Origin of the sequence: Brumicola pallidula DSM 14239 = ACAM 615, from assembly GCF_000428905.1 — a bacterium.
GTDB lineage: Bacteria > Pseudomonadota > Gammaproteobacteria > Enterobacterales > Alteromonadaceae > Glaciecola > Glaciecola pallidula.
Window position 1 is genome coordinate 56182 of sequence record NZ_KE386819.1, and the last position, 24736, is coordinate 80917.

Annotated in this window: 22 protein-coding genes; 14 read left to right on the forward strand and 8 right to left on the reverse strand. The window is 40.2% G+C overall.

Features of this window, described 5'->3' with window-relative positions; all coding sequences use genetic code 11:
* Positions 1-3: 3 nt before the first annotated feature.
* Positions 4-2358, reverse strand: a complete 2355-nt coding sequence (locus tag G399_RS0119585) for an AAA family ATPase (protein ID WP_006015081.1) — start codon at positions 2356-2358, stop codon at positions 4-6.
* Between the two features lie 449 nt (positions 2359-2807).
* Between G399_RS0119585 and G399_RS0119590 the strand changes: the two genes are divergently transcribed.
* From G399_RS0119590 to G399_RS0119605, 5 genes are all read left to right on the forward strand, one after another.
* Positions 2808-3713, forward strand: a complete 906-nt coding sequence (locus tag G399_RS0119590) for an aspartyl protease family protein (RefSeq protein ID WP_026843915.1) — start codon at positions 2808-2810, stop codon at positions 3711-3713.
* A 263-nt stretch (positions 3714-3976) separates the two neighbouring features.
* A complete protein-coding gene (locus G399_RS0119595; RefSeq protein ID WP_006015090.1) occupies positions 3977-4333 on the forward strand; it encodes a PBPRA1643 family SWIM/SEC-C metal-binding motif protein in 357 nt (118 codons plus the stop codon).
* Positions 4334-4407: 74 nt separating this feature from the next.
* Positions 4408-4662: a class I SAM-dependent methyltransferase gene (locus tag G399_RS22700; RefSeq protein WP_244877416.1), complete on the forward strand. Its 255-nt coding sequence runs from the start codon at positions 4408-4410 to the stop codon at positions 4660-4662.
* Positions 4663-5031, forward strand: a complete 369-nt coding sequence (locus G399_RS22705) for a class I SAM-dependent methyltransferase (RefSeq protein WP_244877417.1) — start codon at positions 4663-4665, stop codon at positions 5029-5031.
* A 26-nt stretch (positions 5032-5057) separates the two neighbouring features.
* Positions 5058-6167, forward strand: a complete 1110-nt coding sequence (locus G399_RS0119605; RefSeq protein WP_006015094.1) for a class I SAM-dependent methyltransferase — start codon at positions 5058-5060, stop codon at positions 6165-6167.
* Positions 6168-6174: 7 nt separating this feature from the next.
* On the opposite strand, the gene G399_RS0119610 is transcribed toward G399_RS0119605, so the two are convergent.
* Positions 6175-7488, reverse strand: coding sequence for a DUF418 domain-containing protein (locus tag G399_RS0119610; protein WP_006015097.1), 1314 nt, complete (start codon positions 7486-7488; stop codon positions 6175-6177).
* Positions 7489-7803: 315 nt separating this feature from the next.
* Between G399_RS0119610 and G399_RS0119615 the strand changes: the two genes are divergently transcribed.
* Positions 7804-8118: an isoamylase early set domain-containing protein gene (locus G399_RS0119615; RefSeq protein WP_026843917.1), complete on the forward strand. Its 315-nt coding sequence runs from the start codon at positions 7804-7806 to the stop codon at positions 8116-8118.
* Between the two features lie 97 nt (positions 8119-8215).
* Here the strand turns inward: G399_RS0119615 and G399_RS0119620 are convergent, their stop codons facing one another.
* On the reverse strand, positions 8216-8491 hold the full coding sequence (locus G399_RS0119620; protein WP_006015107.1) for a hypothetical protein: 276 nt from the start codon (positions 8489-8491) through the stop codon (positions 8216-8218).
* Between the two features lie 1106 nt (positions 8492-9597).
* Here G399_RS0119620 and G399_RS0119625 point away from each other — a divergent pair.
* The 4 genes from G399_RS0119625 to G399_RS0119640 all read left to right on the forward strand — a co-directional run bounded on the left by G399_RS0119625 (position 9598) and on the right by G399_RS0119640 (position 11831).
* The gene (locus G399_RS0119625; RefSeq protein WP_006015114.1) at positions 9598-9804 is read left to right on the forward strand and encodes a hypothetical protein; all 207 of its coding nucleotides are present in this window, start codon (positions 9598-9600) and stop codon (positions 9802-9804) included.
* A 104-nt stretch (positions 9805-9908) separates the two neighbouring features.
* Positions 9909-10955 carry an alpha/beta hydrolase gene (locus G399_RS0119630; RefSeq protein WP_006015116.1) on the forward strand — a complete coding sequence of 349 codons (1047 nt, stop codon included), beginning with the start codon at positions 9909-9911 and terminating at the stop codon, positions 10953-10955.
* A 195-nt stretch (positions 10956-11150) separates the two neighbouring features.
* Positions 11151-11399 (forward strand): DUF6868 family protein, encoded by a 249-nt coding sequence (locus tag G399_RS22875; RefSeq protein ID WP_026843918.1) that lies wholly within the window; start codon positions 11151-11153, stop codon positions 11397-11399.
* Positions 11400-11450: 51 nt separating this feature from the next.
* Positions 11451-11831: a SpoIIAA family protein gene (locus G399_RS0119640; protein WP_006015121.1), complete on the forward strand. Its 381-nt coding sequence runs from the start codon at positions 11451-11453 to the stop codon at positions 11829-11831.
* Positions 11832-11876: 45 nt separating this feature from the next.
* Here G399_RS0119640 and G399_RS0119645 read toward each other — a convergent pair whose 3' ends face one another.
* From G399_RS0119645 to G399_RS0119660, 4 genes are all read right to left on the reverse strand, one after another.
* Positions 11877-12113 (reverse strand): TIGR02647 family protein, encoded by a 237-nt coding sequence (locus tag G399_RS0119645; protein WP_006015124.1) that lies wholly within the window; start codon positions 12111-12113, stop codon positions 11877-11879.
* Between the two features lie 153 nt (positions 12114-12266).
* A complete protein-coding gene (locus G399_RS0119650; protein ID WP_006015126.1) occupies positions 12267-15404 on the reverse strand; it encodes an efflux RND transporter permease subunit in 3138 nt (1045 codons plus the stop codon).
* Positions 15405-15409: 5 nt separating this feature from the next.
* Positions 15410-16504, reverse strand: coding sequence for an efflux RND transporter periplasmic adaptor subunit (locus G399_RS0119655; protein ID WP_006015128.1), 1095 nt, complete (start codon positions 16502-16504; stop codon positions 15410-15412).
* 209 nt (positions 16505-16713) lie between these two features.
* Positions 16714-17370, reverse strand: coding sequence for a hypothetical protein (locus G399_RS0119660; RefSeq protein WP_006015130.1), 657 nt, complete (start codon positions 17368-17370; stop codon positions 16714-16716).
* A 411-nt stretch (positions 17371-17781) separates the two neighbouring features.
* On the opposite strand from G399_RS0119660, the gene G399_RS0119665 reads away from it, so the two are divergent.
* Together G399_RS0119665 and G399_RS0119670 are read left to right on the forward strand one after the other, a co-directional pair.
* Complete coding sequence (locus G399_RS0119665; protein ID WP_006015132.1) at positions 17782-18324, forward strand: YaeQ family protein; 543 nt, start codon at positions 17782-17784, stop codon at positions 18322-18324.
* Between the two features lie 45 nt (positions 18325-18369).
* Positions 18370-19749 (forward strand): 1-acyl-sn-glycerol-3-phosphate acyltransferase, encoded by a 1380-nt coding sequence (locus tag G399_RS0119670; RefSeq protein WP_026843919.1) that lies wholly within the window; start codon positions 18370-18372, stop codon positions 19747-19749.
* A 52-nt stretch (positions 19750-19801) separates the two neighbouring features.
* Here the strand turns inward: G399_RS0119670 and G399_RS0119675 are convergent, their stop codons facing one another.
* Positions 19802-20827 (reverse strand): helix-turn-helix domain-containing protein, encoded by a 1026-nt coding sequence (locus G399_RS0119675; RefSeq protein ID WP_006015138.1) that lies wholly within the window; start codon positions 20825-20827, stop codon positions 19802-19804.
* A 144-nt stretch (positions 20828-20971) separates the two neighbouring features.
* Here G399_RS0119675 and G399_RS0119680 point away from each other — a divergent pair, with 144 nt between their 5' ends.
* Together G399_RS0119680 and G399_RS0119685 are read left to right on the forward strand one after the other, a co-directional pair.
* Positions 20972-23386 carry a TonB-dependent receptor gene (locus G399_RS0119680; protein WP_158409444.1) on the forward strand — a complete coding sequence of 805 codons (2415 nt, stop codon included), beginning with the start codon at positions 20972-20974 and terminating at the stop codon, positions 23384-23386.
* A 32-nt stretch (positions 23387-23418) separates the two neighbouring features.
* A complete protein-coding gene (locus G399_RS0119685) occupies positions 23419-24540 on the forward strand; it encodes a class II histone deacetylase (RefSeq protein WP_006015144.1) in 1122 nt (373 codons plus the stop codon).
* Positions 24541-24736 lie beyond the last annotated feature (196 nt).

Below are 24736 nucleotides of genomic sequence, written 5' to 3' on the forward strand. Positions count from 1 at the left end.
CTTCTATTTCTGAGTCAGTTTTTCGATTAATGCGGCTAACTCTTGCTCTCTTTCATGCAACCTTTGTTGCTCCGAATAGAGTTCATTAACAAAGGCTAAACTTTTTTGGGTCTTTTCAAGCCTTAATTCTAGCTTATTTAATTCTTGTTGTTGTTCTTCAGTCCGTATGGATATTTCTATATCATTGAGCGCTGCAATATCTTGAAGCAATTGCTGTTCTTGCTGTTTTGGTTGCTCTTGAGGTACGTTGAATAAGTAATTAACTACATCACCATATTGCCACAACCATAAATCAGAAGGACAAGCCTCGACTGTTAGAACACCCCCACGCTGTTGCAGTGTCAGTACTTGATCTTGGTCTAACCCATTTACCACCATCGGTGAGTGAGTTGTAATAATCCATTGGCAATTGGGGAAAAACTGATTTGCCAGTACATTAATTATTTTTTGTTGCCACTTTACGTGTAATAGCTGATCTATTTCATCGATTATAATTATGCTCGATTGAAGTAATGGCTGCTGATAGTATTCGTAAGCTTCAAACATACGCTTAAGAATAAAGCCAATCCAACCCATGACCGCTTGATAGCCTTGGCTGGCCAACCGCAATGGTATTCGTTGTTTAGGATCTTGGTGCTCTATCCATAACTCTGGAGGCTCAACGTCGGTAAGTCCTGCAAACTTAATGTCCTCTTGCGTCAACGCAGAAAAGACTGCAAATATAATATCAATCAAAACTTGTTTTGACTCGTCACCTTGTGAAATATCAAATGCTTGTTTACTTAGCCAACTGCTAAACTGGGCAATACAAGCTTGCTCTTCACCATTTATTAGTGGTAATAAATCTTTAACTTTAGGCCTTATCTTGTCATGTGGTGAATAACCTGACAATTTAAGGTTTGTATTACGTTGCTCACTTATGCCAATAATCAAGTTAATTAAATATCCTTCACTATCGAACAATGAGGAAAAACGTTGACCCTTTATTTCTACTTTTTCCGTATCACTATTATATAAAATATTAATAGTGTTTGTGTATGATTTCCCATTTACTTTAGCTTCTAATTTTATTAACCCCTTTGGCTCCCACTGGGTCAGAGCGTTACTATTTCCAGTAATTCTCAACAAGTCCGCAGCTGTTGAATCATCTACTCCGGCGTGTTCTGGTCCTAATGTTGCAAGTGCTAATGCTCTGAGAATAGTAGTTTTACCTGCACCATTCAAGCCTATGAGTACAGTCAATTTTGGGTTCAATAAAATTGTTAGATGTTCATAGGCTCCTATATTTTCGAGTATTAACTTTTCGAATTTAATCTCTATTGAAGGCTTATTCATGGTCAAACCGCGCTGAATATCAGCAAAGAGCTTAATAAACTCTGCTAGTGTATTGGTTTGGTAAATTAAGCCAGTATGACTAGGCAAGGATAATATCAACTCCCTCCTGATCGCATCATATTGTTCTTTGAAATTAGATTCATGAGTATATATAATCATGTGGCAATTATAAGGTTGAAGTAATGTTTTAAGCTGTTCAGCCGAGATTTTGGGTTGGCTGCTGGGGGTAAGATAAAGGATACTATTTATATGCTCTTTATACAGTGATAATTGAGCTTCTGCTTCATCGGCCGTAGTGAGCAACAGTGGTTGCTTTTTTTCTATCTCAGCGCTTAATGCATCATACCTAGTATGACCAATACCAGTAGTTGGCTCAAAGATAACTAAAGTCATATTGCGACTATATACAAAGTTTTTAAAAGCGTCGAAGTTCATTGCTGATTGCAATAGGTTTGGTTGCAAACTCATGGGGTTGTCGCGAAAATCAAGCATTGTTAATCTATCTAAGTGAATTAATATCCCGGGGAGATAAGTTATTAAATTAGCACTGATATTTAGGGTTTTTAGCTGTGGAAGCTGAAATAGTTCACTAGGCAGCAATCTCTTGATATTGTTGTTACTTAGGTCTAAATATTGCAACCATGAAAATTCGAATACCTCTGGGGGAATCCGGTTTAAAGCAAGTCCTGATAAGTTTAATTGCGGCTCTCGGCTAATACTATTTTCTTTTAGTATTTGTTGTATTTTATCATTTGGTTGGGCGTATAAATGAGACTCCACTATATTATTTAGTGTCGCTTTGTTGTTAAATATTGTATTAAATAATGAGACGGGCACTTCAAAATACATGCTACATGCTTGAATTTTATGGCTGGGAATTTTGTCGCTTTCCCATTTCATTAAGTCAGTAGAATTGATGTCCAGCACTTTAGCTAGCTCGGGGATAGACAAACCTTGTAGCTCACGTAATTTTTGTAATATTTTACCTGAATTAAACTCGTGGGCATTATTGGAGTTTGTCATAAATTAATTCGTTGATGTTGAAGAGTTATGTATTGAGTATCATAGGCAGTTAATAGCTGATTGGCAACAACCTCTAAGCACTCTGAGTTAGCTAAGAAGTTGTTGTGAAAAATTTTCTTAGTAATATTATATAGAAGGTGATAGATATTTCCTCTACCTTTCAATTTTCCATTTGCTATCCATAGCAGCCCCCCGTTACTTTCATAGCAATTTATAAGCATAAGTTAAATGTCAAAATTACAATGGCTAACTGTCATACTCATGTCAGTTCCTACCAGACTTTATTTAGAAAGTGACACATTGCTGTTAAGTTTGGATTCCCTTTATCAAAGATACTATGCCACTTCACTTACCAACAGGCGTTGCTACTAAAAGAATATCCCGTCACTTTACCTTAAGCAGCTAAAAGTATATTCTTTGAATATACACAAGGATTTGTAGAGTTGTTTATGTATCGAGTACTCCTTTTAGCGTTAATCTGTTTTTTCTCTCAACTTGGTTTTGCTAACGTTAGCCAATGGATCAATTTTCAAATTGACCGTGGTCATATCTATATTCCTGTGACTATTTCCGGTGTCGACAGTCACGCGCTTTTAGACACCGGAGCACAAGGAAATGCAATAAATACGAATTTCGTTGAAAAGCATAATCTCGAACTAGAACGCGGAAAAGAGGTCTATATTAGAGGCGTATATGGTACTTCAAAACGCAAAGCATTTACCGCATTACCCGTTGCTTTATTTAGCCAAAATACGATTTTTAATGAAATTACAGCCCTCAGTTTAGGCCACCACTCAACAGGAATGTTGATTGGCGCGCCATTCTTTAACCGTTATATCGTTCAGCTAGACTATCCGAATAGTCGCATGAGAATTATGTCGAGAGATTCTATCGATTTGATCAAGCATAAAAATATCGATTTACGCAGGCAGAAAAACTCAGGTGTACCCATGGTTAAAGTCGAGATAAATGATAAAAATGTATGGCTTTTGCTAGATACTGGCAGCAATGGCAGTGTACTGCTCGATAGAAGATTAGCCTTATCGTTAAATCTTGACGACACAGTTTATGACACGGCTAGATCTGGCGGCGTTAACTCATCGGCAGACGTCAAAATAGCAAAAGCCGATACATTTAAGTTAGGGCCATTTGAACTTGAAAATGTAGATGTTCGATTTGTAGCTGAGGGTGAAAAGGCGAATTTGGATACTCAATATGGGCAGGCTAGCTCAAGAATAAAGTCGAAAAGAATACGTGGTATTTTGGGTTTCGATATTCTAAAACATTTTATTGTGACTTTGGATTATAAAAATGGGAGAGGACATCTTGCTATACCATCGCCTTCCACAGAATAAAGAATCATCAGTATCGGTGTTTGTCAAGACAGATGTCGCTTGAGTGTGCGTTAAATGCTGAATTCAAAAATAGCAGTGAAATAAACTTCTTCAAAGAGAGATTGCCACACCTGTCTGTTCAGTTAAAAGAATTTCAATATGCGGTAAGAATGTCTGGTTTACCACTTTGTAGCGCTTATTAGTAGGCTGTTTTGGCGAGACAAGGTACTATTGGTAGAGACCACCACATTGGTGGTTACCGTTTACAGATTTTTGGATCATACATGTCAGATAAATTCTTTTTTCAAGGCCGCCAAGACGCACGTCAAAGCAATCTTAAATTCGGTTATGAAAGGAATGCCAACCGCATACCCGGTAGTAAAAAATATCCCTTGAGTTTGGTTGTTACCAGTGAGGAGCGTAAGCAAGAGGTGCAAAGCGCAGTTGCTGAAGCACATCTATTTGCTGAGGTGAAGATTGATAGCAGCGAAGGTGCAGTTGAATCTATCTTTGAGCTAACCGCGCTCCTTGACAGAAAGCAGGCGGTTAAGGTTGTTAAGGTCCCTGCTCGCAACGATCCCTGTAATTGCGGCAGTGGTAAAAAATATAAGAAGTGTTGCGCGCTTACTTTAACAGTGTAAGCCTTAGCTTTAGACATCAAGAAAGGAGGCCTCACTAGGCCACATGAATATCAGTTTAAAGAGGGAATACACCTTTGAGTTTTTATGAAAATAATATTCTTCCACACATCATAAATTGTGCTTGTTCTTCAAATGCAATAATGAAACTCAGAGAGAAAGTCGTTCCCTTAGCTTTTGGAAATGTTTTAGAGGTTGGCATGGGTTCTGGAGTAAACTTGGCTTTATATAATCAGAACAACGTTAACATGATATGGGGGCTTGAACCTTCTCTTGGAATGCGTAAAAAAGCGATGAACAACATAGCTAGATCAGCTATTCAGGTTGAGTGATTGAGCCTCCCAGGTGAAAAAATTCCACTTGATGATGACTCAGTTGACTCAGTAGTATTAACTTATACGCTGTGTACTATTGATGATTGGCGAGCAGCAATGAAGCAAATACACCGCGTTTTAAAGTCTGATGGTAAAATTCTTTTCTGTGAGCATGGTCAGGCTCCTGATGATTCAACTCAAAAATGGCAAAATCGTTTAAATAGTTTATGGAGTAAGGCTTTTGGTGGCTGTAATTTAAATAGGCCCATAATTGAAAATATACAAAGCTGTGGCTTCACTATCGATTGGTTTGAAAGTGATTATATAAAGGGGATGCCAAAATTTGCGTCCTACATTAGCTTTGGCGTAGCGGTTAAAAATACGTAATAAAGCAATCAAAACAGGACTGCTAATTGTTCCAATATAATGAGTATCTGGAAAAGCATCAGCCTGTTAAACTGTCGCGCAAACACCAACATGAGATGGCTATGAGTAAGACTAATGACGACAATAACAGCGGTGACATAAGCGCCAACGAAAGAGATGGCAGCGGGGGTCTTCACCGGATGTCTTATCGTGATGTAGCCATGCACAAAGTAATGCTGCAGGATCTTGTGCGCACAGAAGCCTACGAAAAATCTATCGCTGCAGTAGTCAAACCCAATCACAGTGTGCTTGATTTTGGATGCGGTAGCGGTGTGTTGTCGATGTTTGCTGCTCGCGCAAATGCACAGAAGGTAATAGCGGTAGACCGTTCGCCTTTTATCAAGAATGCACAAGCCATTGCCCTCGCTAACGGCTTTGAGAACATCACTTTTTACCACGACGATCACGATTCGCTGCAACTAGACGAGAAGGTCGATGTTATCGTATCGGAGTGGATGGGTCACTGCCTGTTTTACGAGGCTATGCTAGAACCCTTGCTAACGGTAAGGGATCGTTATTTGGCCAAAGGCGGTGTAATGATCCCCGCCCAATTATCTCTGCACGTAGGACTGGTCGTTGATGAAAATGTATTAGAAGATTTGTGTTTTTTGCGGGATTCTCCCTACGGTCTCGACTTTTCGCCCATAGCTCAAGTGCCTTTTCAGCAATCGGATTTGGTCGCGCTAGAGCCTGAGAGCTTGTTGGAAAGCGTCGCCAATATGGGCTCGCTGGATATGCACACTATAACAAAAACTGATACGCCAAGAGTATTCACCAGCACGCTTATACCGAGCGAAAAGGCTGAGATATTTGCACTGTGTGGCTGGTTCAGTGCGCAGTTAAGCGCTGACGTACAATTTGGCACCGGACCCAATGATGCACCCACTCATTGGGATCAAATTTTGTTCCCGCTACCCGAGGCCTTTAGTGTTGATCCGTCACGCGAGTTAACCATTACTTTATCTCCTCAAACTGAGCAAGTAGGCAAGGAACAATTTTGGTGTTGGTCTATTTCAGACGGGAAGAAAACCTTAACGGTTAACGAGCAGCAACTGCAACGACAAGCAATGGTTGAGGTGCCCCAGGGTAAGTTGTGAACTAATGCTATGAGCGTTTCATTTCTGGTAAATCACCATAAGTAAGTGCTCGCCACAACCATTCTAATGGTCCGTAATAATATAGTTTCAGCCATACATGTGAAAATACAATGTTGAAAGTCCAAATAGCAGCAACCACATACCAAAGTTCTACTCTTTCTAATTTAGCGTAATTACCCATAAATGTGCCGTAAAAGAATATACTGGCAAGTATTGTCTGGCTTATATAATTAGTTAATGCCATACGACCTACGTTACCAAGCGCCTTTTGCAGGAACATTAGTATGCCAGAACGACAAAATAAAGTGATAACTCCAAGGTGGCCTATGGTGACCAATATACGCCAAATATTCTTATATTCTGCATAGGCCATTCGGCTATAAATATCGAAATCAGAAGCAATTTCTGCTTGAACATAGTAATAGCGAGCGCTTAACCCAATACCATACCCAATTAGTACCATTAAGCATAAGCTTCGAGTGGCAAAACCCTGTTGCCAAAAACCTAATTTCATCAGCGCTGCGCCAATAAAAAACATCACTAAAATATCAAAAATAGCATAATTGAAAAGATATGTGGCTTGAGCTTCCATCCATTTTATAGACAGTTTAAAACTATCTGAATAAGAACCTTGATAGCCTTTTACATCTTCATCTACCAGTTCTTGATCAAACGGTTTTTGCATTTCTTCCCATGCTTGAAGATTGTTTTGCTGTTGTTCTGTTAGCACAGTATCCCCATCTTTAAGCGTTTGGGATATGGTGGCTTTTTCGCGCACTTCAAGCATCTTAGTTTCAGTGAAGAATTGATAGCGCGCGACATCTAATAGTAGAAGCAAGACTGTCAAAACAAGTAGCGTTTTAGGTTTTACTGAACGAAAAGCTAACAATAAAAAGCCCATTACTGCATATCGAAATAAGATATCTCCGGTCCACAGCAAAATATACCCATGAAATAAACCAAAGAGCAACAACCAACCTAGGCGTCTTGTATAGATGTCCATGCCATGCATGCCAAGTTTCTCAAGCCGATTAAGCATCAAAATAAAACCCGCTCCAAATAAAAGCGAAAATAACCCTCTAGCGGTTCCTTCGAAAAATACGGCTGAAATAAACCAAGATGTGAGGTTCCAGCCATCAATTCCACCATAAGCATTCGGGTTGGCGTAAGCTTCAAATGGTAAGCCAAACCCCCATATGTTGATTAATAAGATTGCCATTACGGCAATGCCGCGGGTGGTGTCGAGGGAATGTAGACGCACTTGTTCAGTAATAGAGTTAGCTGAGGTTTTAAGTGCTGGAGTTGTCTTAGATGCTGACATTTAAATACATTGCATAAATTCGAGTAAAACAAGATTAGGGTAAATTAAGGCTGTAATCAAAGTTACCATCGTTAATTTAGCGTTAAAAAATCGACAGCTGTTGTGGTCAAGCATCGCTATTTGAAGAGGGTAAACAAACCCTAACTAAGGAGATTACTGTGATATGTAAAGATCCTGCCGACTGGAAAGATAAGCCTCTGTGGTTCAGATATTAATTTTTGCTAACCAAGACTAAAAACAGGCCATTGTTACTAAATATGCAAGCGGCAAGTTTACAGCAAAGTATTAAACAACGTGTTTAGTTTATACCGTCAAATGAACTTCCAAAAGCAATATCTTAAATCTAAACCTGTTTGTAAAGTAATTTTTAAGCTGTCGAAAGATGAAGCAAAAAATGCTGAAAAAGTCTTTATCGTAGGCGACTTCAACGATTGGGATATGGCTAAAACTCCAATGAAAAAATTGAAAAATGATTCTTTCTCGACCATCGTTTTATTACCAAAGGACGCTGAATATCAATTTCGTTATTTGCTAGATGATGGCCAATGGGAAAATGATTGGAACGCTGACGCTGACGCTTACATTACTTCGCCTATGTCATTCGAAGATAATTCAGTGCTAGCAGTCTAAACTCTTGACCATGTATTTGTTTGAGGATGGCAGGCAAGAGCCATCCTTAAGAACTACCGCAAGCAGTAAATCAAGATGCAGACACTTTCTACACTTATTAGTATTGTCTATGCGACCACTTTAAACCTAAGCCATTATCGGTTTTATGCACCACCACTGCATGATGACTTGCCTGATAACTTAGATTTGGATTATGACAAAACTTAACCGTTAAGGAAGATGCACTGTGTGTGTCAACTTTATTTTGACAGTTTTTAACAAAAATACCACCTGAACAGTAATCCTTTGTTTCAAACTCGCCGTAATTTTTTTTACCATTCCACAATTCTACTTGTTCAATTACTGATGAACGTTCAGCATATCGATATTCCATAAAAACCTCCTAATATTAAATAGTCGGATAGTGACTTGTGTGTGATTTTTAGCCACATTTCTGAGTATAGTCATTCACAACAAAAGCATTGTGCAAGCTTGCCATATTTTAAGAATATTTAAATCTAAATGACTATTATTTAGATCTTAAGAACTAGCATAATATATCTATTGGCAATGATATTGGCCCTCACTTATATCTCAGAAACACTTAGGTACACCTAATGGTTAGCGCAAAACTAGGCGTATCTATGCTGAAATAAGGAAATTAAATTTGTTGGATACATCGTTTTAGCTGCAGGCCCGCCTTATGCACCCAGTTTAAGTCATTAACCCTAACGCTCTTAAAAAGTCTCAATCATTACTTCCACTCTATGTTCTGATATTGGACGTTTGATTTCTTTGATATCAATCAACTTATATTCACAAATCGACATTTTACAAGTGATGCATCCCCTCTCAAATCAAACAGTTTCTTAGCCTCCTAAATACCAATAAAGTGCACAGAATCAGTGTTTATTGCCTAGCACAGGCATGTAGTTTATTCTTCTTCCATTGCAAGGTTAAGATTAAGATTTCGTAAGCGCTGAGTTGTCGGTAGAGTTGATGCGTCATGCTTAAAATACACTGGGGATTTTTTATGAAGAATAAAATACAGTTTTTTAGCCTTTTTTGCATGTTGTCAGTATTATCAAGCGCATCATCAAAAACAGAACTTTTTGAAGGGGAAAACTTAATAACACCATTTTCAAATGAGCTATCTGATTGGGACGTATATAAAAAACAAGGGATAAGAAGTAGATAAGCCTGGTAAAGAGAAGTGCGATAAATTTGTAAGTATGTTTGTATGCGATACTAGAACGGAAAAAAGTCCATGTCCTGACATCAAAAAGGTGGCTGACTTAGAATGATTGATCAGTAATTTTTTTTAATCTAGTATGCTAAGAAACATACCTAAATAACGTATGTGAACTGCCAACTTTAATACGACACATAGTGTGGACTCTCTATAATGCGTGATCACCGGGCATTAGGATTACATCCACCTATTCAGCTCCAATCTTTAATAGCTAAAATGCACATTTTAAACTGAGAAGAACATAGAAAATGGATGAGTCATCGATCATGCTTTGGAGCGTTTTGTTTTCTGGAATAGGAATTGGCTATTTTATTTATGGTAAAAAACAAGAGGCTCCAATTCCACTATTTACCGGTTTGGCACTCTTTGTCTTTCCATATTTTGTGCCAAATTTCACTTTGTTACTTGCGGTTGGCCCAGCATTAGTCGCGCTGCCGTATTTTATTAAAATTTAATGAATGTGTGTATTCATTCGCAAGTAATTACTTGTTTAAGTCGACATAATGTTGAATAGAATTCACATTAAATTACATGGTTTCACACACATTGGGAGTATTACATGAGTAAAATGAATGACGATCCAAGAATAGACCCGCGCATAAAGGCAATATTTGGCAAAATACCCATGGGCGGTGTGCGTGACGTTGAAAGCCGAGAAGCGGCATTGGAGGCAGCTAATACCGAAAAGGCAATTGCTACTCGAGAAATGATAGGTAAGTTTCTCGACATGTGTGATTCACAGGAGATCGCGCCATCCGAAGGCCTCATTATTGCTGATAAGACCTTCAAGTCTGACCCTGATGGCAACACCATTAAGATCCAATTTATTCGTCCGCGTAATTCCGCTATCTTACCTTGTGTTTATTACATTCATGGTGGTGGTATGGCGAACTTATCCTGCTATGACGGCAACTATAAGGCGTGGGGGAGACTCATTGCGGCTCAGGGTGTTGCCGTGGCGATGGTGGATTTTCGAAACGCCTTGGTTCCTTCATCTGCGCCCGAAGTAGCGCCTTATCCGGCTGGTCTGAACGATTGCATATCGGGTATAAAGTGGCTCAGTGCAAACAGCGAGTCTCTTGCAATAGATAAGTCGCGCATTATTGTGTCTGGTGATAGCGGTGGCGGCAATCTGGCGTTGGCGACTGGTTTACGTTTGAATCAAGATGGTAATTCTGAGTTGATCAGTGGTATTTATGCGCTGTGTCCCTACATTGCAGGACAGTGGCCGCGGGTGGAGAATCCGTCATCGATAGAAAACAATGGCATTCTGCTGGATTTGCATAACAATCAGGGGGCAATGATCTATGGTATTGACGAATTCGAAAAGCGTAATCCCTTGGCTTGGCCTGGCTTTGCTACCGAAGATGACGTGCAAGGGTTGGTGCCGACAATGATCAGTGTTAACGAGTGCGATCCGCTGCGAGACGAAGGAGTCAACTTCTATCGCTTACTACTGCGTGCTGGTGTTAATGCGAGATGCAGGCAAGTGATGGGCACTATCCATGCGACTGAGGTATTCCCAATAGCCTGTCCGGATATAAGCCGCGAGACGGCCGCGAGTATCGCTAGTTTCTGCACTTTAACACTAGTTTCTGCACTTTAACAATAGCGGCGAATTATTCCTAGTTATAATTCAAGCCAAAAAGGTCACTAAAAAGTGCATGCGTAATCTATTGAACCCCAACAGAATTGATCAAGATCATCACATCATAAGATGGTCTGACGGTTACATTGACAATGCCTGGTGCGCAACTCAACATGAATTGCGAATTAACAAACCTACCCATCAGGAATTGCAATGGTTACGCTAACACAATTAACACAATTTTTAGGCTGGGCTTCGTTTATAAACATTTTGCTGCTATGTTTTATGGCGCTAATGTTGATATTAATGAGAAATTGGGTGACATCCATGCACAGTAAAATGTTTGCAATTCCGGCAAGTGAACTGCCTCTAATTTATTATAAATTCATGGCTAATTATAAAGTACTTACTGTCGTGTTTTTTTTGGTTCCTTACTTATCCCTCAAATGCATGGGCCAGTAAAGCGAAAAGGGCAGGGTTAGTCATCTTTAACTAAAGTTGAGGTATATCAGTATGAGTATTAAAAAACACGGTTTAACCGTAGGCATCGAACGAGTTGCCAACGAATTTTTTCTCACCTTAAAAGTATCAGGCAAATTGATGCATGATGACTACGCCATTATTACGCCCATGCTTGATGCCGCACTTATACAGGTGAAGCAAGCTAAAATTAAAGCGCTAATCGACTGCACTGAACTTGAAGGATGGGAATTTAGAGCCGCATGGGACGATTTTCAATTATCCCTCAATCACGGTAGTGAATTTACTAAAATTGCAATATATGGCAATAAAGGCTGGCAAAAGTTTGCAGCAAAACTGGCTCCGTGGTTTGTCTCGGGCGAAGTTGACTACTTTAAGACTGAGTCAGATGCCCTAGCTTGGTTAGTCGAGTAAGCCCTATGGTGTTAGAGCCTACTTTTCAGACTACTGAAAAACGCATTATGGATGCGTTAGGGCCGATTGTATTACTGAGGCATGTTCAGCAAGATCATGTCCTAAGTCAGTTAAATAGCCACCATCAGGCCGGTTAATAATGCCTTTTTCAAATAAACGTTTTGCTGCAGCCACCATACCTGGGTCAGCATCATTATGCACCTTAAGCCCTTGCATCAAGCTCTTGTTTGGGAATTTTAAAATAAGATTGAGTTCTTCGGTAAGCTCATTATTGAAAGGCATAGACTTCTCTTTTTGGGTTGAAGTGCGACTAAAAAATTGTATATCGTAAGCATATATCTGAAACAAAAAAAATACAAAGAATGATCATAAAAATTACATCTATATTGGCCTAGAGCTACCTAAATTGTGGCTCTAGGCGGTTATTCCTTTTACTTAAGCTGCATTTCTCTTTGTGTCACTTGTGTCTTCTGTGCTTCTGTTGTCAGTTTCACCATCATTCAATTCATCTGGTGAATGATTCGATGCCAAAACCATATAAACACTCGGCAGCACTAACAGAGTAAATAGGGTCCCTACCAACATACCTGCAACCAATATAATCCCGATACTGTTTCTCGCCTCCGCTCCCGCACCAGTCACTAATACTAATGGGAAGTGGCCCAAAACAGTAGCCGCAGTTGTCATTAATACTGGCCTAAGTCTGGTTTGCGCAGCCAATTGTATGGCTTCTAATTTGGTATAGCCTATTTTCTGCATATGGTTAGCAAATTCTACTATCAAAATGCCATTTTTAGCGATAAGGCCCACCAAGGTAATAAAGCCGACCTGTGAGTAAATATTGATCGTTGTAAAGTCTAAAAACGCAAACATCATGGCACCAGCGAGTGCCAAAGGAACGCTACCTAACAAAACCACCAGCGGGTCTCTAAAACTATTAAACTGGACTGCCAGCACCAGAAAGACAAAAATCAGTGCAACTAACAAAACACCTTCAAGGCTATTTCCTTCAAGTCTTATTTGGCGTGACTCACCAGCGTAATCAATACTGTAGTCAACAGGAAGAAGTCGCGCAGCAGCGTCTTCCAACGCGCGCAATCCTTGCTCTTTAGTGGTTCCAGGAATAACTTCGCCAAATATCCTAAATGCGTTTTTTTGTTGAAACTTACTCAATACACGCGGTGCAGTTTCGGTCACTAACGTCGCGATAGTGCGAACAGGGACTAAATCACCAGCGGGCGTGCGAATTTGAAGATCGAGTATGGCCTCGGGGTTTGCTCTTCCTGCTTCGTCAATCATAGGAATTACGCGGTAAGCTCGTCCATCTTGATTGTAGCGATTAACGAAGTTACCCGATAACAACACTTCCAGTTGTCGACTAACGCTGGTTAAGTCCATACCTAAGTCGGCAATACGTTCTCTATTTAAATTAAAGCGCGCTTGGGGTAAATCAATCTTTAAGTCGGTATCTGCAAAAAGGAACTTTTCACTGGCAATAGCAGCTTGCACCATTTTGTTTGCATTCACCTTCATATCTTCATAAGAATCAGTGCTAAGTACGACCAATTCAACTGAAAAATTACCGGATGTCGGCAGGGCCGATTCCAAAACAGGGAATGCTTTCAGTCCGGTTACAGATGAAAGAGAGGCGAAGGCTTTCCAAAACATGTCTTGTGTGCTTTGTTCTCTCTCGCTAGAACCAACGAAATCAACCCCACTGAATGCGCCTAGTGGATTCACGATTTGCCACATGAACTTGGCACCCTCAAGTTCTTTCATCGTGTCTACAATACCGTCCATTTTGTTCATAGTGTACTCTAAAGAAGCGTCAGGCGAAGATTCGACAATAACGTTAATACTCGATTGGTCTTCCGTTGGTGCGAGCTCCTTTAATGAGAATAAATAGAATGGGACTGTAAGCAAAGAAAGGAATATAGCTATGGTTAGAACTTGCGCTTTCCATTCAATGGTGCGAATTAATACTTTTCCATATGCTGTTTTTAGGCGTTCGAAAAAGCCGTTTACTTTGCGCGTCAACTTGCCCTCTTTGCCACCTTCTGGCGACGCATAAGCACTCATGATAGGAGATAGCGTGATGGCGACAAAACCGGATATCAACACGGCGATAGCCAAAGTAAAAGCAAACTCTTTAAACAATGCGCCAGTGAGTCCGGATAATAGCCCAATCGGGGCGTAAACAGCGGCAAGCGTAATCGTCATGCTGATAATCGGCGCCAGTAACTGTCTTGAGCTTGCCAGTGCGGCTTCCATTCTGCTCATACCCTGGCGCATATATCGAGCAACGTTCTCCACCACAACGATCGCATCATCAACCACCAAACCGACTGACAAAACGATGGCGAGCACGGTTAGCAGATTCAGCGTGAAGCCCATCAATGTCATGGCTGCAATGGCACCTAGAATGGAAATGGGAATCGTAATGAGAGGGACTAAGGCGGTTCTAAATGAACCCATCATGGCAACTACGACCAACCCAACGAGAAGGATGGTTTCAGCTAAGGTGATGAATATCTCTCGCAATGCACTGCGCATATAAATAGTACCATCATAGCCATCGGTAATACTCAAACCTTGGGGTAACGTTAGATTTATTTTATCTAACATTTTATATACACGATCGCCAATTTCTATTTCATTTGCACCAGGCAATGGCCACACAGAAATGTATAAAACGGTTTTTTTGTCTAAACGAGAACTCACTTGGCCCTCTTCCTCACCTAATTTTACTTCGGCAATATCTTTGATTCGTACCTGGGCACCATCTACTTGGCGAATAATAAGGTTTTCAAATTCTTCGGCGCTGCTAAGAGAGGTGTCGGTTAATAGGCCGATGCGTTGCTGCGCGTTTTCACTGCGCCCTACAGTAGCAACTAGGTTGTTTGCGCGCAGTGCCTCAGAAACGTCATCGGCTGCAACATCAAGGGCTGCCATTTTTTCTGTATTTAACCAAATACGCATTGCTGGAGAACGCCCGCCTTCAAGTCCAACACGCTGTACACCGGGGATGGTGGACAAACTAGGCACAACACGACGAGAAAGATAATCAGTAACCTCCAAGCGCGACATACCTGCGATTTCTTCATCGTAGTTAACCGTCAAATAGAACACAGCAAAGGGTCTGTCGGCCCTTACTACTTGAACAGAAGGATCTTCAGCACCGGAGGGTAATTCAAAGCGGATTTGGTCAAGCCTTGATGAAAGTTCAGCTAACGCCCGTGTACTATCAACGCCAAGGCGCAACCATAACGTTACCGTACTAACACCGGATGTTGTGTTTGAATCGATGTAGTCGATACCAGGAACAGAAGCCGCTGCTCGTTCGATTGGTTCTGTAACAAAACCTTGCACGACTTCAGCTGATGCGCCTATATAGGGTGTAACAATTTGCAGTGATGCGCTCTCAATTTTTGGAAATTGTAGTATAGGTAATTCAATCGCTGCGCGAATACCTACCAAGCACAGGGTGAGTGATAATACGATGGCTAGAATAGGGCGCTTACAAAAAATATCCATAATGCTAGGCTTGCCAAGGTCAGGTTTTGGATTATCCATAATCCTTATTCGCCTTGTTCATCGGTATAAACTAAAATGCCTTCACGCAATTTGAATGAACCCTGCGTGGCAATAATATCGTTTAATTGCAGGCTATTACTCGACGCGATATCGATGATACTACTTTCATTTTCTTTCGAAATAACCGTAACAACATGACGAGCGGCGCGCCAATTGTTCATGTCATCTTTGGTTAGTTTAAAAACATAAGTGCCAAAAGCGTCATGTCTAATTGCCTTAGTAGGGAGTCGAACCACTTCTTTTGAGGAATAAACCGGTAACAAAACTGAAACAATAGTGCCCGGTTTTAATTTTACTTGAAATGTTGTCAGTTCTGCGCGCACCCTCAAGTTTCTGGAACGTGTGGATATTTCTTGATCAATTGCGGCGATGACTGCGGTTGCATCAAAGAGTCCCAAATTAGTGGAACTGACCGTGACTTTGGTTCCTACGCTTAAGTTTGAATAAGCCTGCGGGATATTGAAATCTACCCATACGGTATTTGAATCACTAACCAGCTTTGTGGTCATGGTGTCAGCGGCCAAAAATGCGCCGGTCTCGAGTTGGTGTAATCCTGCTTGACCAGCAAAAGGCGCAATAACAGTTTTCTTTGCAATAACTGCTTCAAGTGACCGTTTGCGTGCGTTTGATACGGCTAATTGTGCTTTAGCTCTGTCGTACTGTTCGCGGCTCGAGGCACGTTGTTCGAGCAATTTTTCAAAGCGGGTGACATCAAGTTCTGCAATCATTATTTCTGCATCAATAGCGTCTAATTGCGCTAACTCGTCATCAATTTGCATTCTCAGCAGAACCGCACCTTTCTCGACTTTGCCTCCCGATTTGAAGCCAATGTAAGTAACAACACCTTCTAGTTCGTTACGAATTTCTAAACTGTGTATCGGTAAAATTGAGCCAATAAGTCGTAAATTAGGTTGCCAAATCGATGTTTCAACCTTTTCAATCCTTACCGTTTCACTGGGCTCTGGAAATGACTCGCCAAAAGCGATTGCAGCCATAACTTGGTTGAACTTAACAAACCCAAGTGAGCCGACAACGGCAAAAAAAAATACAATTGTTACTAACCAACGACGCCAGTGCATCCAATGCTCCTACCCATGTAATCAAAAGGGTCCATAGACTGCTTATATTTACAGCAATTGACCATGGAGTAACCAAAACGCCAGCATAATAATACGCCAACATCATTATTACACGGTTAATTTAGGATAAGTTCATGCATTACATAATTGTCATTAAAAAGGCTTCATAAAACATCTAAAATTGTGAATAGGCTGGGATTATTTACACCTCAGGTCTTGGAATTAGCTTCGAACATCGCCTTCATTTTATTAGCAAACGCGACGAAGTTTTGTTTCATTGTGGTTTTTAGTTTAATACTCAATTCGGAGAGGATAACCACACCCTCAATATTAATTGTAGGGGCGTGCAGTGATGCAACCGATGGCGCTTTATTTTTCGAACTGCCGAGTATACAAAAAGCCTTTGATAGTACGTTCACATTTTCAGGAACGAAAATTTTATCACTACCCAATATACTCATCACTTTTACCGTTACGTTAGAGCTGGTAAAACGCGCGTCTGTAAAGTCGAGAGTTGAGCCTCCAAGGATCGTAAATAGCCTAATTTCTTTGGGTACAATCCAAACACCGCTGCGCTCGGTCTCGCCCAAAATGTTGACCAGGGTTTCGCTGTCTTCAGCTGGGGCTTGGCTATAGTGTACAGAAAATTGCTGTTCTTTATGTTTCTTCAATGTATCGTCTGGTGCAGCATCTAAATCTTGAATTTGGTCAACCATTTCTTGGTGAGATGATGTCGCAATAACTGCATCTAGTCGGCGCTCAAAAGCTTCATTAGAAATAATACCATGGCTGTAATTATGAATAAGCACGTCAATTACTTCTTCTTTTACTTGCTCGATGGGTCTGTCTTCTAATTTTACTGGCATAGTCATATTCCTTTATTGTCGTTATGCCAACACATAAAGCAAAGCGCGTACCAAAAATAATCTACATATAAAACATAGTGTTAAATTATTTTTAAATTGCTTGCTTGGTCATATTTGCGAATAATTAGTCTTATGAACGAAATATCACAGTTTTACTTAAGTGTTTTCTTTATTTAAAGTAAGCGCTCACTTGGCGTACATGCGAAGGCAAGTTACTTTGCGCATTGACAAATATAGTTAAAAGCACAGCGCGTCAATTTGTTCTTGTTTAGCTAATCGATGCATTCTTTTAAAAAGATAATTTATATGTAGTGTACACTCTACTCAAACGCGTTTTACAACGTACTCTCAACTGTAATTTATGCCGAATTGCAATAACGCAGAAACCTTAAGTGAACAACTGAAAACTCAATGGCTCTTAAACCTACAATTTATAAATTTAATATCACGCTTGCTGACATAAATAATCATCACTATCCCAATTTAAATTTGACTGTTGCACAACATCCTTCTGAAACGATCGAACGTATGATTGTTCGCCTACTGGTATTTTGTCTTCATTCCTTTGATGATAGCGAAAATTTATTGGCTTTCACCAAAGGCTTAAGTTCAGTAGACGATCCCGACATTTGGCAAAAAACATTGGACGACCAATTATTGAGTTGGATTGATGTTGGAGAGCCAAGTTTTGATAGAATGAAAAAAGCCTGCCGACTTGCAAAAAATACATTTGTGTATAGTTTCAATACAAAATCTGACGTTTGGTGGAAACAAAATAAATCGCAATTTGAAACGCTACCCATTCAGTTTTTTGCGTTTCAATGGCCGCAAATTCAGGCCTTAGCTAAACAAGTGGAACGCAAGTCAAGTTGGTCTATTACTATAAGCGATGACTCTTTGTATGTGAGCACAGCGATCGAACAATTAGAAATGAATTGGCGGGTTTTAAAGTAGGCCCAAATTCGTGCAATCTGATATAACTGAGGTAAAAACCAAGATATGACGTCTAAATTTGACGAAATCAGGCCATATGACAATGCTGATTTACCCCAAGTCCTAAAAAATTTAGTTGATAACGAAGAATTCATCCGTACTTTAGTTGCCTTTCGTTTTGCTAAATGGCCTCCATTTTCTAAGCCAATATTTGGTTTTTTTATTAAACAATATGTTAGTAAAAAAATAAAAAGCATAACCAGTTTACGTGACTTTCAGGTCATGGTTGAACCTTACATGAAGCGCATGCTAACGAAGACGACGAAGGGATTAACGGTGACTGGCCTGGACACCCTCGATTTGTCTACACCGTATTTGTTTGTCAGTAATCATAGAGATATTGCGCTCGATCCGGCCTTCGTTAATTGGGTGCTGCACATCAATGGGCAAGACACGGTTCGAATTGCGGTTGGCGACAATTTGTTGAGTAAAGGTTGGGTTGCCGACATTCTTCGTTTGAATAAGTGTTTTGTGGTTCAACGCTCTGTAGAAGGACGTAGAGAAAAATTGGCGGCTGCGAAGTTACTCAGTGAGTATATTGAATGTTCGCTAAAAAACGATAATCAACACCTTTGGATTGCACAACGTGAGGGCCGAGCAAAAGACGGCATTGATGTCACTAACCCTGCTATTGTTTCTATGCTGTCTTTAAATAAACCCAAAGATATTGATTTCTGTGACTATATTGCAAATTTAAGTATTGTACCTGTTTCTATTTCCTACGAATTTGATCCATGTGATGTAAGTAAAGCAAAAGAGTTGTGCCAAGCTGAAAAAGTGGGTGGCTACGACAAACCTGATAACGAAGATATGCAAAGTATCGTGAATGGTATAACCGGTCAAAAAGGCAGAGTGAATGTGCACTTCGGAAAACTCGTCGGTAATCAATTTTCCAATGCGAAGGAGGTTTCTGCTTTTATCGATAAAGAAATTTTGTCAGGTTACCAAACCTTTTCTACTTCCAGCGTTGCACTCTCTTTGTTGCATGGTGATCAGCAAAACAAACAAATAAAAACGGCTCCATCTAACGAAGAGTCAGTAAAGCATTATGTGGAGTCTCAACTAGCGGAGCTTAGTAAAGAGTCTCAACTAGCGGAGCTTAGTAAAGAGTCTCAACTAGCGGAGCTTAGTAAAGAGTCTCAACTAGCGGAGCTTAGTAAAGAGTCTCAACTAGCGGAGCTTAGTAAAGAGTCTCAACTAGCGGAGCTTAGTAAAGAGTCTCAACTAGCGGAGCTTAGTAAAGAGTCTCAACTGGCGAAGCTTTATACAGAGTATCAACAAGCAAAGCGTTATATAGAGTCTCGGCTAACGATGCTGAATTCTGAAGAGCAGCAAAAATTGTTAGAAATGTACGCCAACCCGCTTATTAGGCAACAGCAGCAGTGAAATGTACTTTGGCACTATTTTCATACTTGCCTGCACCACTTAGCAAAAGTAGTTAATCTATATTTGAGTTTTTCTTGCGAAAAACATCTGGCGTTTGGTCGCAGTATGATTTAAACGCCCGATTAAAGGAACTAGGTTCCGAATAACCTAGCTCATAAGCAATCTGGGAGATAGTCATATTGGTGTATTCGAGATAATAGCTAGCTCTTTGTAAAAAGACTTCACTCTTCAATTCTTTAAATGTAATTTCATGCTCAGACAATAATCTTCTCAGACTTCTTTCAGACATATTTAGAGCGCGAGCAATAGTAATGATAGTTGGTAGAGACGTTTTGTTTTGTATTAATATTTCTCTACTTACAATATCAATAATGTCGCATCGTCCTGAACGATACGAATAATACTTATCGAGTGCTGTGCAAATCACTTCATGTAAAAGTTCATTGTGGGAATTCAGCTTTGTCTTGAGATACTGCAAATCAAAAAAAATATAGTTTTTATTAATAGAGCGTTCGAATTTTGTATTTCGTAAATCCACCTTTTGTTTAATGTCAGCAGAGTTGAACTGATCCACTAGGCAAATTTTATTTACTTTCGGCATGGTTCTTGTTGCCCTTTGTAAAGATAATAGCAAAAGAAATACTAGAAAAAGACTAATTTGTGCCGTGTTAGTTCCTTCAGGAGACAATAGTTCAAGAGACAAGCAGCCTTCATTATTTATTATAGTAAATTCGAGTGAAATCGCTGTATCTACATATTTGTCATACTTCAACAGTGTCTCTAATAAGCCAGTCGCATTTTTTGCTGAAAGCATAGCTAGGATTATCATGCTGCTCGAATCGAAGTGAAATCCTTGCGCTAATTCCAGCCCAAATAAGGGTTTGTCGAGTTTTTTAGAAACAATTTCAAACATCTCTGCAACATAGTCGATATTAATAGCCGGCGATAACTCTTGAACATTCTTATGAGGAAACTCTTCAATGTCAAAAAACTCGTTTGGTTCGATGCCACGATCTAACAAGAAGTCTTGTACATATGTTGCAAACTTAGGCGATAGATACGGAGTTTTAGGCTGCATAAAATTATTCCACTATTTTAAGTTAATGTTACTAGTGTGTCCGCAAATGTCAGTTTTTTACGATACCAGATCTGTTCTTATAGTATTAACAAAATTTAGCGTATATATAACAATATTTTAATATTAAGGACATTTATGCAGTTCATGAATAAAAAAAAGTTAATGTTTAAACATAAATTTGTTGCTGTTTCCGTCGCCTTAGCCTGTTTTCCGATCTGCATAAGTGCACAAGAAACAGAAGAAAAAGAAGAGTTACTAATAGAAGTCATTCAAGTAAATGCAAGGAAGAAAGTTGAAAGTATTCAAGATACACCATTAGCTGTCAGCGCATTCACAGGCGAAGGATTGCGCGATAGGGCGTTAGGTGATATTTCACAAATAGACCAGATAGTGCCAAATATGACCTTTGATTCAACGGCTCCTATTAGCGGCAGCAGCAATGCGGCATCTGTATTTATCAGGGGGATCGGACAGAGTGATTTTGCCTTAACTGCGGATCCAGGCGTGGGCATCTACTTGGATGGTGTCTATATTGCACGATCGACAGGTTCGGTTTTTGATTCAATGGATATTGAAAGAATAGAAGTCGTGCGAGGCCCTCAAGGAACGTTGTTTGGGAAAAATACTATCGGGGGCGCTATTAGCGTTACTACAACTAAACCGGATGAAATATTTAGAGGGGGAATTGAAACGACAATTGGGAACTTTAGCCATAGAAAATTAAGAGGCTTTGTAAATGTACCGATTTCTGAAAATCTGTTTACTCGATTATCTGTCTCGTCAAATGAAAAGGATGGCTATGCAGAACGCCTTCTTACAGGGCAATCACTTGGAGGCGAAGACAAATATGCGGCGCGCTTTACTGCTAGATGGTATGCAACAGACTCACTTACACTTGACTTCGCCACTGATTATAGTAGCGCCGACGAAGAATCACCGGCATCCTCTTTAGTTAACTTTACGCCCTCTAACTTGGGTGCGGCAAATACTAGTTTTGCCGGACTTGCTTACAATAATCTAATCGGTGGCAATCCTTTAGCGGGTTCCACAAATCCTGCATTAGCAGCATTCGCACTGCTACCTGGCTTGCCATTAGGCACACCCTTATATGATAGTCGCTTTTTGAGTGGCGACCTAAAAAAGAGCAATGCAACTGGCCCCACAGGCTCTGAGTATGATATTTTTGGTTCTTCATTAACCGCTGAATGGGAAATCTCAGAACACACCACAATTAAATCTATTACCGGATACCGCGAATTCGATACCGATTTTGCTCGAGATGCAGATGGATCTCCACTAAACCTATTGCATACCGAAAATAGCATGTCGCATGAGCAGTTTAGTCAAGAGTTACAGTTTTCTGGAAATGGATTTGAGGGCAAATTAGACTGGATTGCAGGATTGTTTTACATGGATGAAACTGGAAACGACGCAGTCACTGTTAGTTTTGCGCAAGAGACTTTTGACATATATGCGGCTAATAATATTGGCTGTGACTTGACGGCGCTAGGTGGTCCAAATCTTACATCAGCGGGCATTTGCCCTAACATTTTTAGAATAGATCCCGCCGGTGAAGGCACGACAATAGATAACCAAAGTACGGCTGTATTTATCGAAGTTGACTATGCCATTCATAAAGATTTGGATTTAACACTGGGATTACGAACCTCTCAAGACACAAAAGGGATCGATCTGACGGGTTATACTATAGGCGGTGGTCCTAGTATTGCTAATCCTATTCAAGAAGAAAAGTTCACTAACACTTCAGGTCGGTTTATTTTGAGCTACACTCTGAACAAAGACCGATTAACTTACCTCTCCTATTCACAAGGTTATAAAAGTGGCGGGTTTAATCCTCGCTATGGTTTGCCATTAGAGTTTCCAACATCATTCGAGCCCGAAGAAGTTGGTAGCTGGGAAGCGGGTGTAAAATCTGATTTTTGGGGAGGACGAGCACGAGTTAACGCCGCCGTATTTTCCGCTGACTATGATGATATTCAAGTTGTTGTTTTTGATGGAGGCATCCCCAGAACAATTAACGCTGCAAAGGGTAAAATAGATGGTTTAGAAATCGAGGTAGTAGTTGTACCAATTGATAACCTGAGTATCAATATCGATTATGGCTATCTTAATGCCAGGTATACACGGCTTGACTCAGCTGTTATCGGGTCGTTTGGTAATCCGATAGTTAATCCCATTCAAGAAGACGACTTATTTATCAATACGCCAAAAAACTCATTAAGTGCAGGTGTGCAATATGAAGTTGAACTTAGTAATCAAGCGACACTGCGATTGCGTACTGACGTAAATTACAAAGACAAGGTTGCAAATGACGCCATAAATACACCTGAACTCATTCAAAAGGCATTAACATTAGTTAATCTGACAGCCAGTTATTCGCCGAATAATGCGGATTGGGGGATCTCGCTATATATCCGAAACGCAACTGACCAAGAGTACATAACCAGTGGGGTTGCAGACAAGCCAGGGTTTGGTTTGGTCGAGGTAAATGTTGCGCGGCCCAGAGAGTTTGGTGCTGTCTTTAATTATACGTTTTAAACGTTTTACAATTAATCTTTAAGGATAATGTCATGTTAAAAACTGCACTAGTCTGGAATGAACGTTATATGTGGCACAATACGGGTAATGCGGCAGGGATAATGCCTGCAGGCTTCGATGTGCAGCCACTACAACATGTTGAAAACCCAGAAACTAAACGCCGAATAAAGAACCTGCTTGATGCAAGTAAGTTGACCAATAAGCTCCACTTAATTGAAGATCGCGTGGCAAGTGATGCAGAAATATTAAAAGTACACACGCCGAGATATCTTAATCAATTGGTTGAGTTAAACAAAACAGGAGGAGACGCAGGACCTTTCACTCCTATGAGTGTGAACTCTCTTGATATTGCAAGACTAGCTGCCGGTGGCGTAATGGAACTTACGTCTGCGGTTGTTAAAAGACAAGTTAAAAATGGCTATGCATTAGTTCGACCGCCAGGTCATCATGCAGTTGCAGATGGGGGAATGGGATTTTGCTTATTAAACAATGCAGCGATATCTGCACATCATGCTCTGGATAACCTCAATTTGAAAAAAATCGCATTTGTAGATTGGGATGTACATCATGGAAATGGTGCAGAATCAATTTTTTATGAAGATCCAAGAGTGTTGACAATATCAGTTCATCAAGAGCGTTGCTTCCCGCCAGATACAGGCGATAATCAAGATATAGGCTCAGGCGAGGGACGAGGTTTCAACTTAAATATCCCTCTACCCGCTGGAACTGGACTAGGTGGCTATCTTGCCTGTTTTGAACGTGTCGTGTTGCCAGCTCTGTATAAGTTCTCTCCTGATCTCATTATTGTACCTAGTGGTTTTGACGCCGGAATTTATGATCCACTAGGTCGACAAATGATGACCAGCAGCGGCTATCGCCGTCTTACTCATATGTTATTAAAGGCGGCTGATGAATTGTGTGATGGTCGACTAGTAATGTGCCATGAGGGAGGGTACAACCCATCGACTGTTCCATATCATGGATTGGCTGTGCTTGAGGCATTAAGTGGTGAAGATAGTGGTATTGCTGATCCTTTTACAGAAATACATGATTCAATGATGGGACATGAGCTAAATAGTCACCAAGATAGTTACATTCGTGCTGCAGAATTAGTATTGGATAATATAGTGTCATTGTGGCAGAAACATGATTAGCTGACGTTTAAAAATCATACGATTGGTTTACTCAAGCATTCAATGATGCACCAGAATGAATATGAAATATACTCACCCCAGTGCGTCATTTCACTACAAAAAACATATTTAATGTTTATTGATCAATAAAATACTCATTTTATAATATCGCAGGCAGAATTCCATATGGGTTCATCATCGAATGTCGCTAACAGCA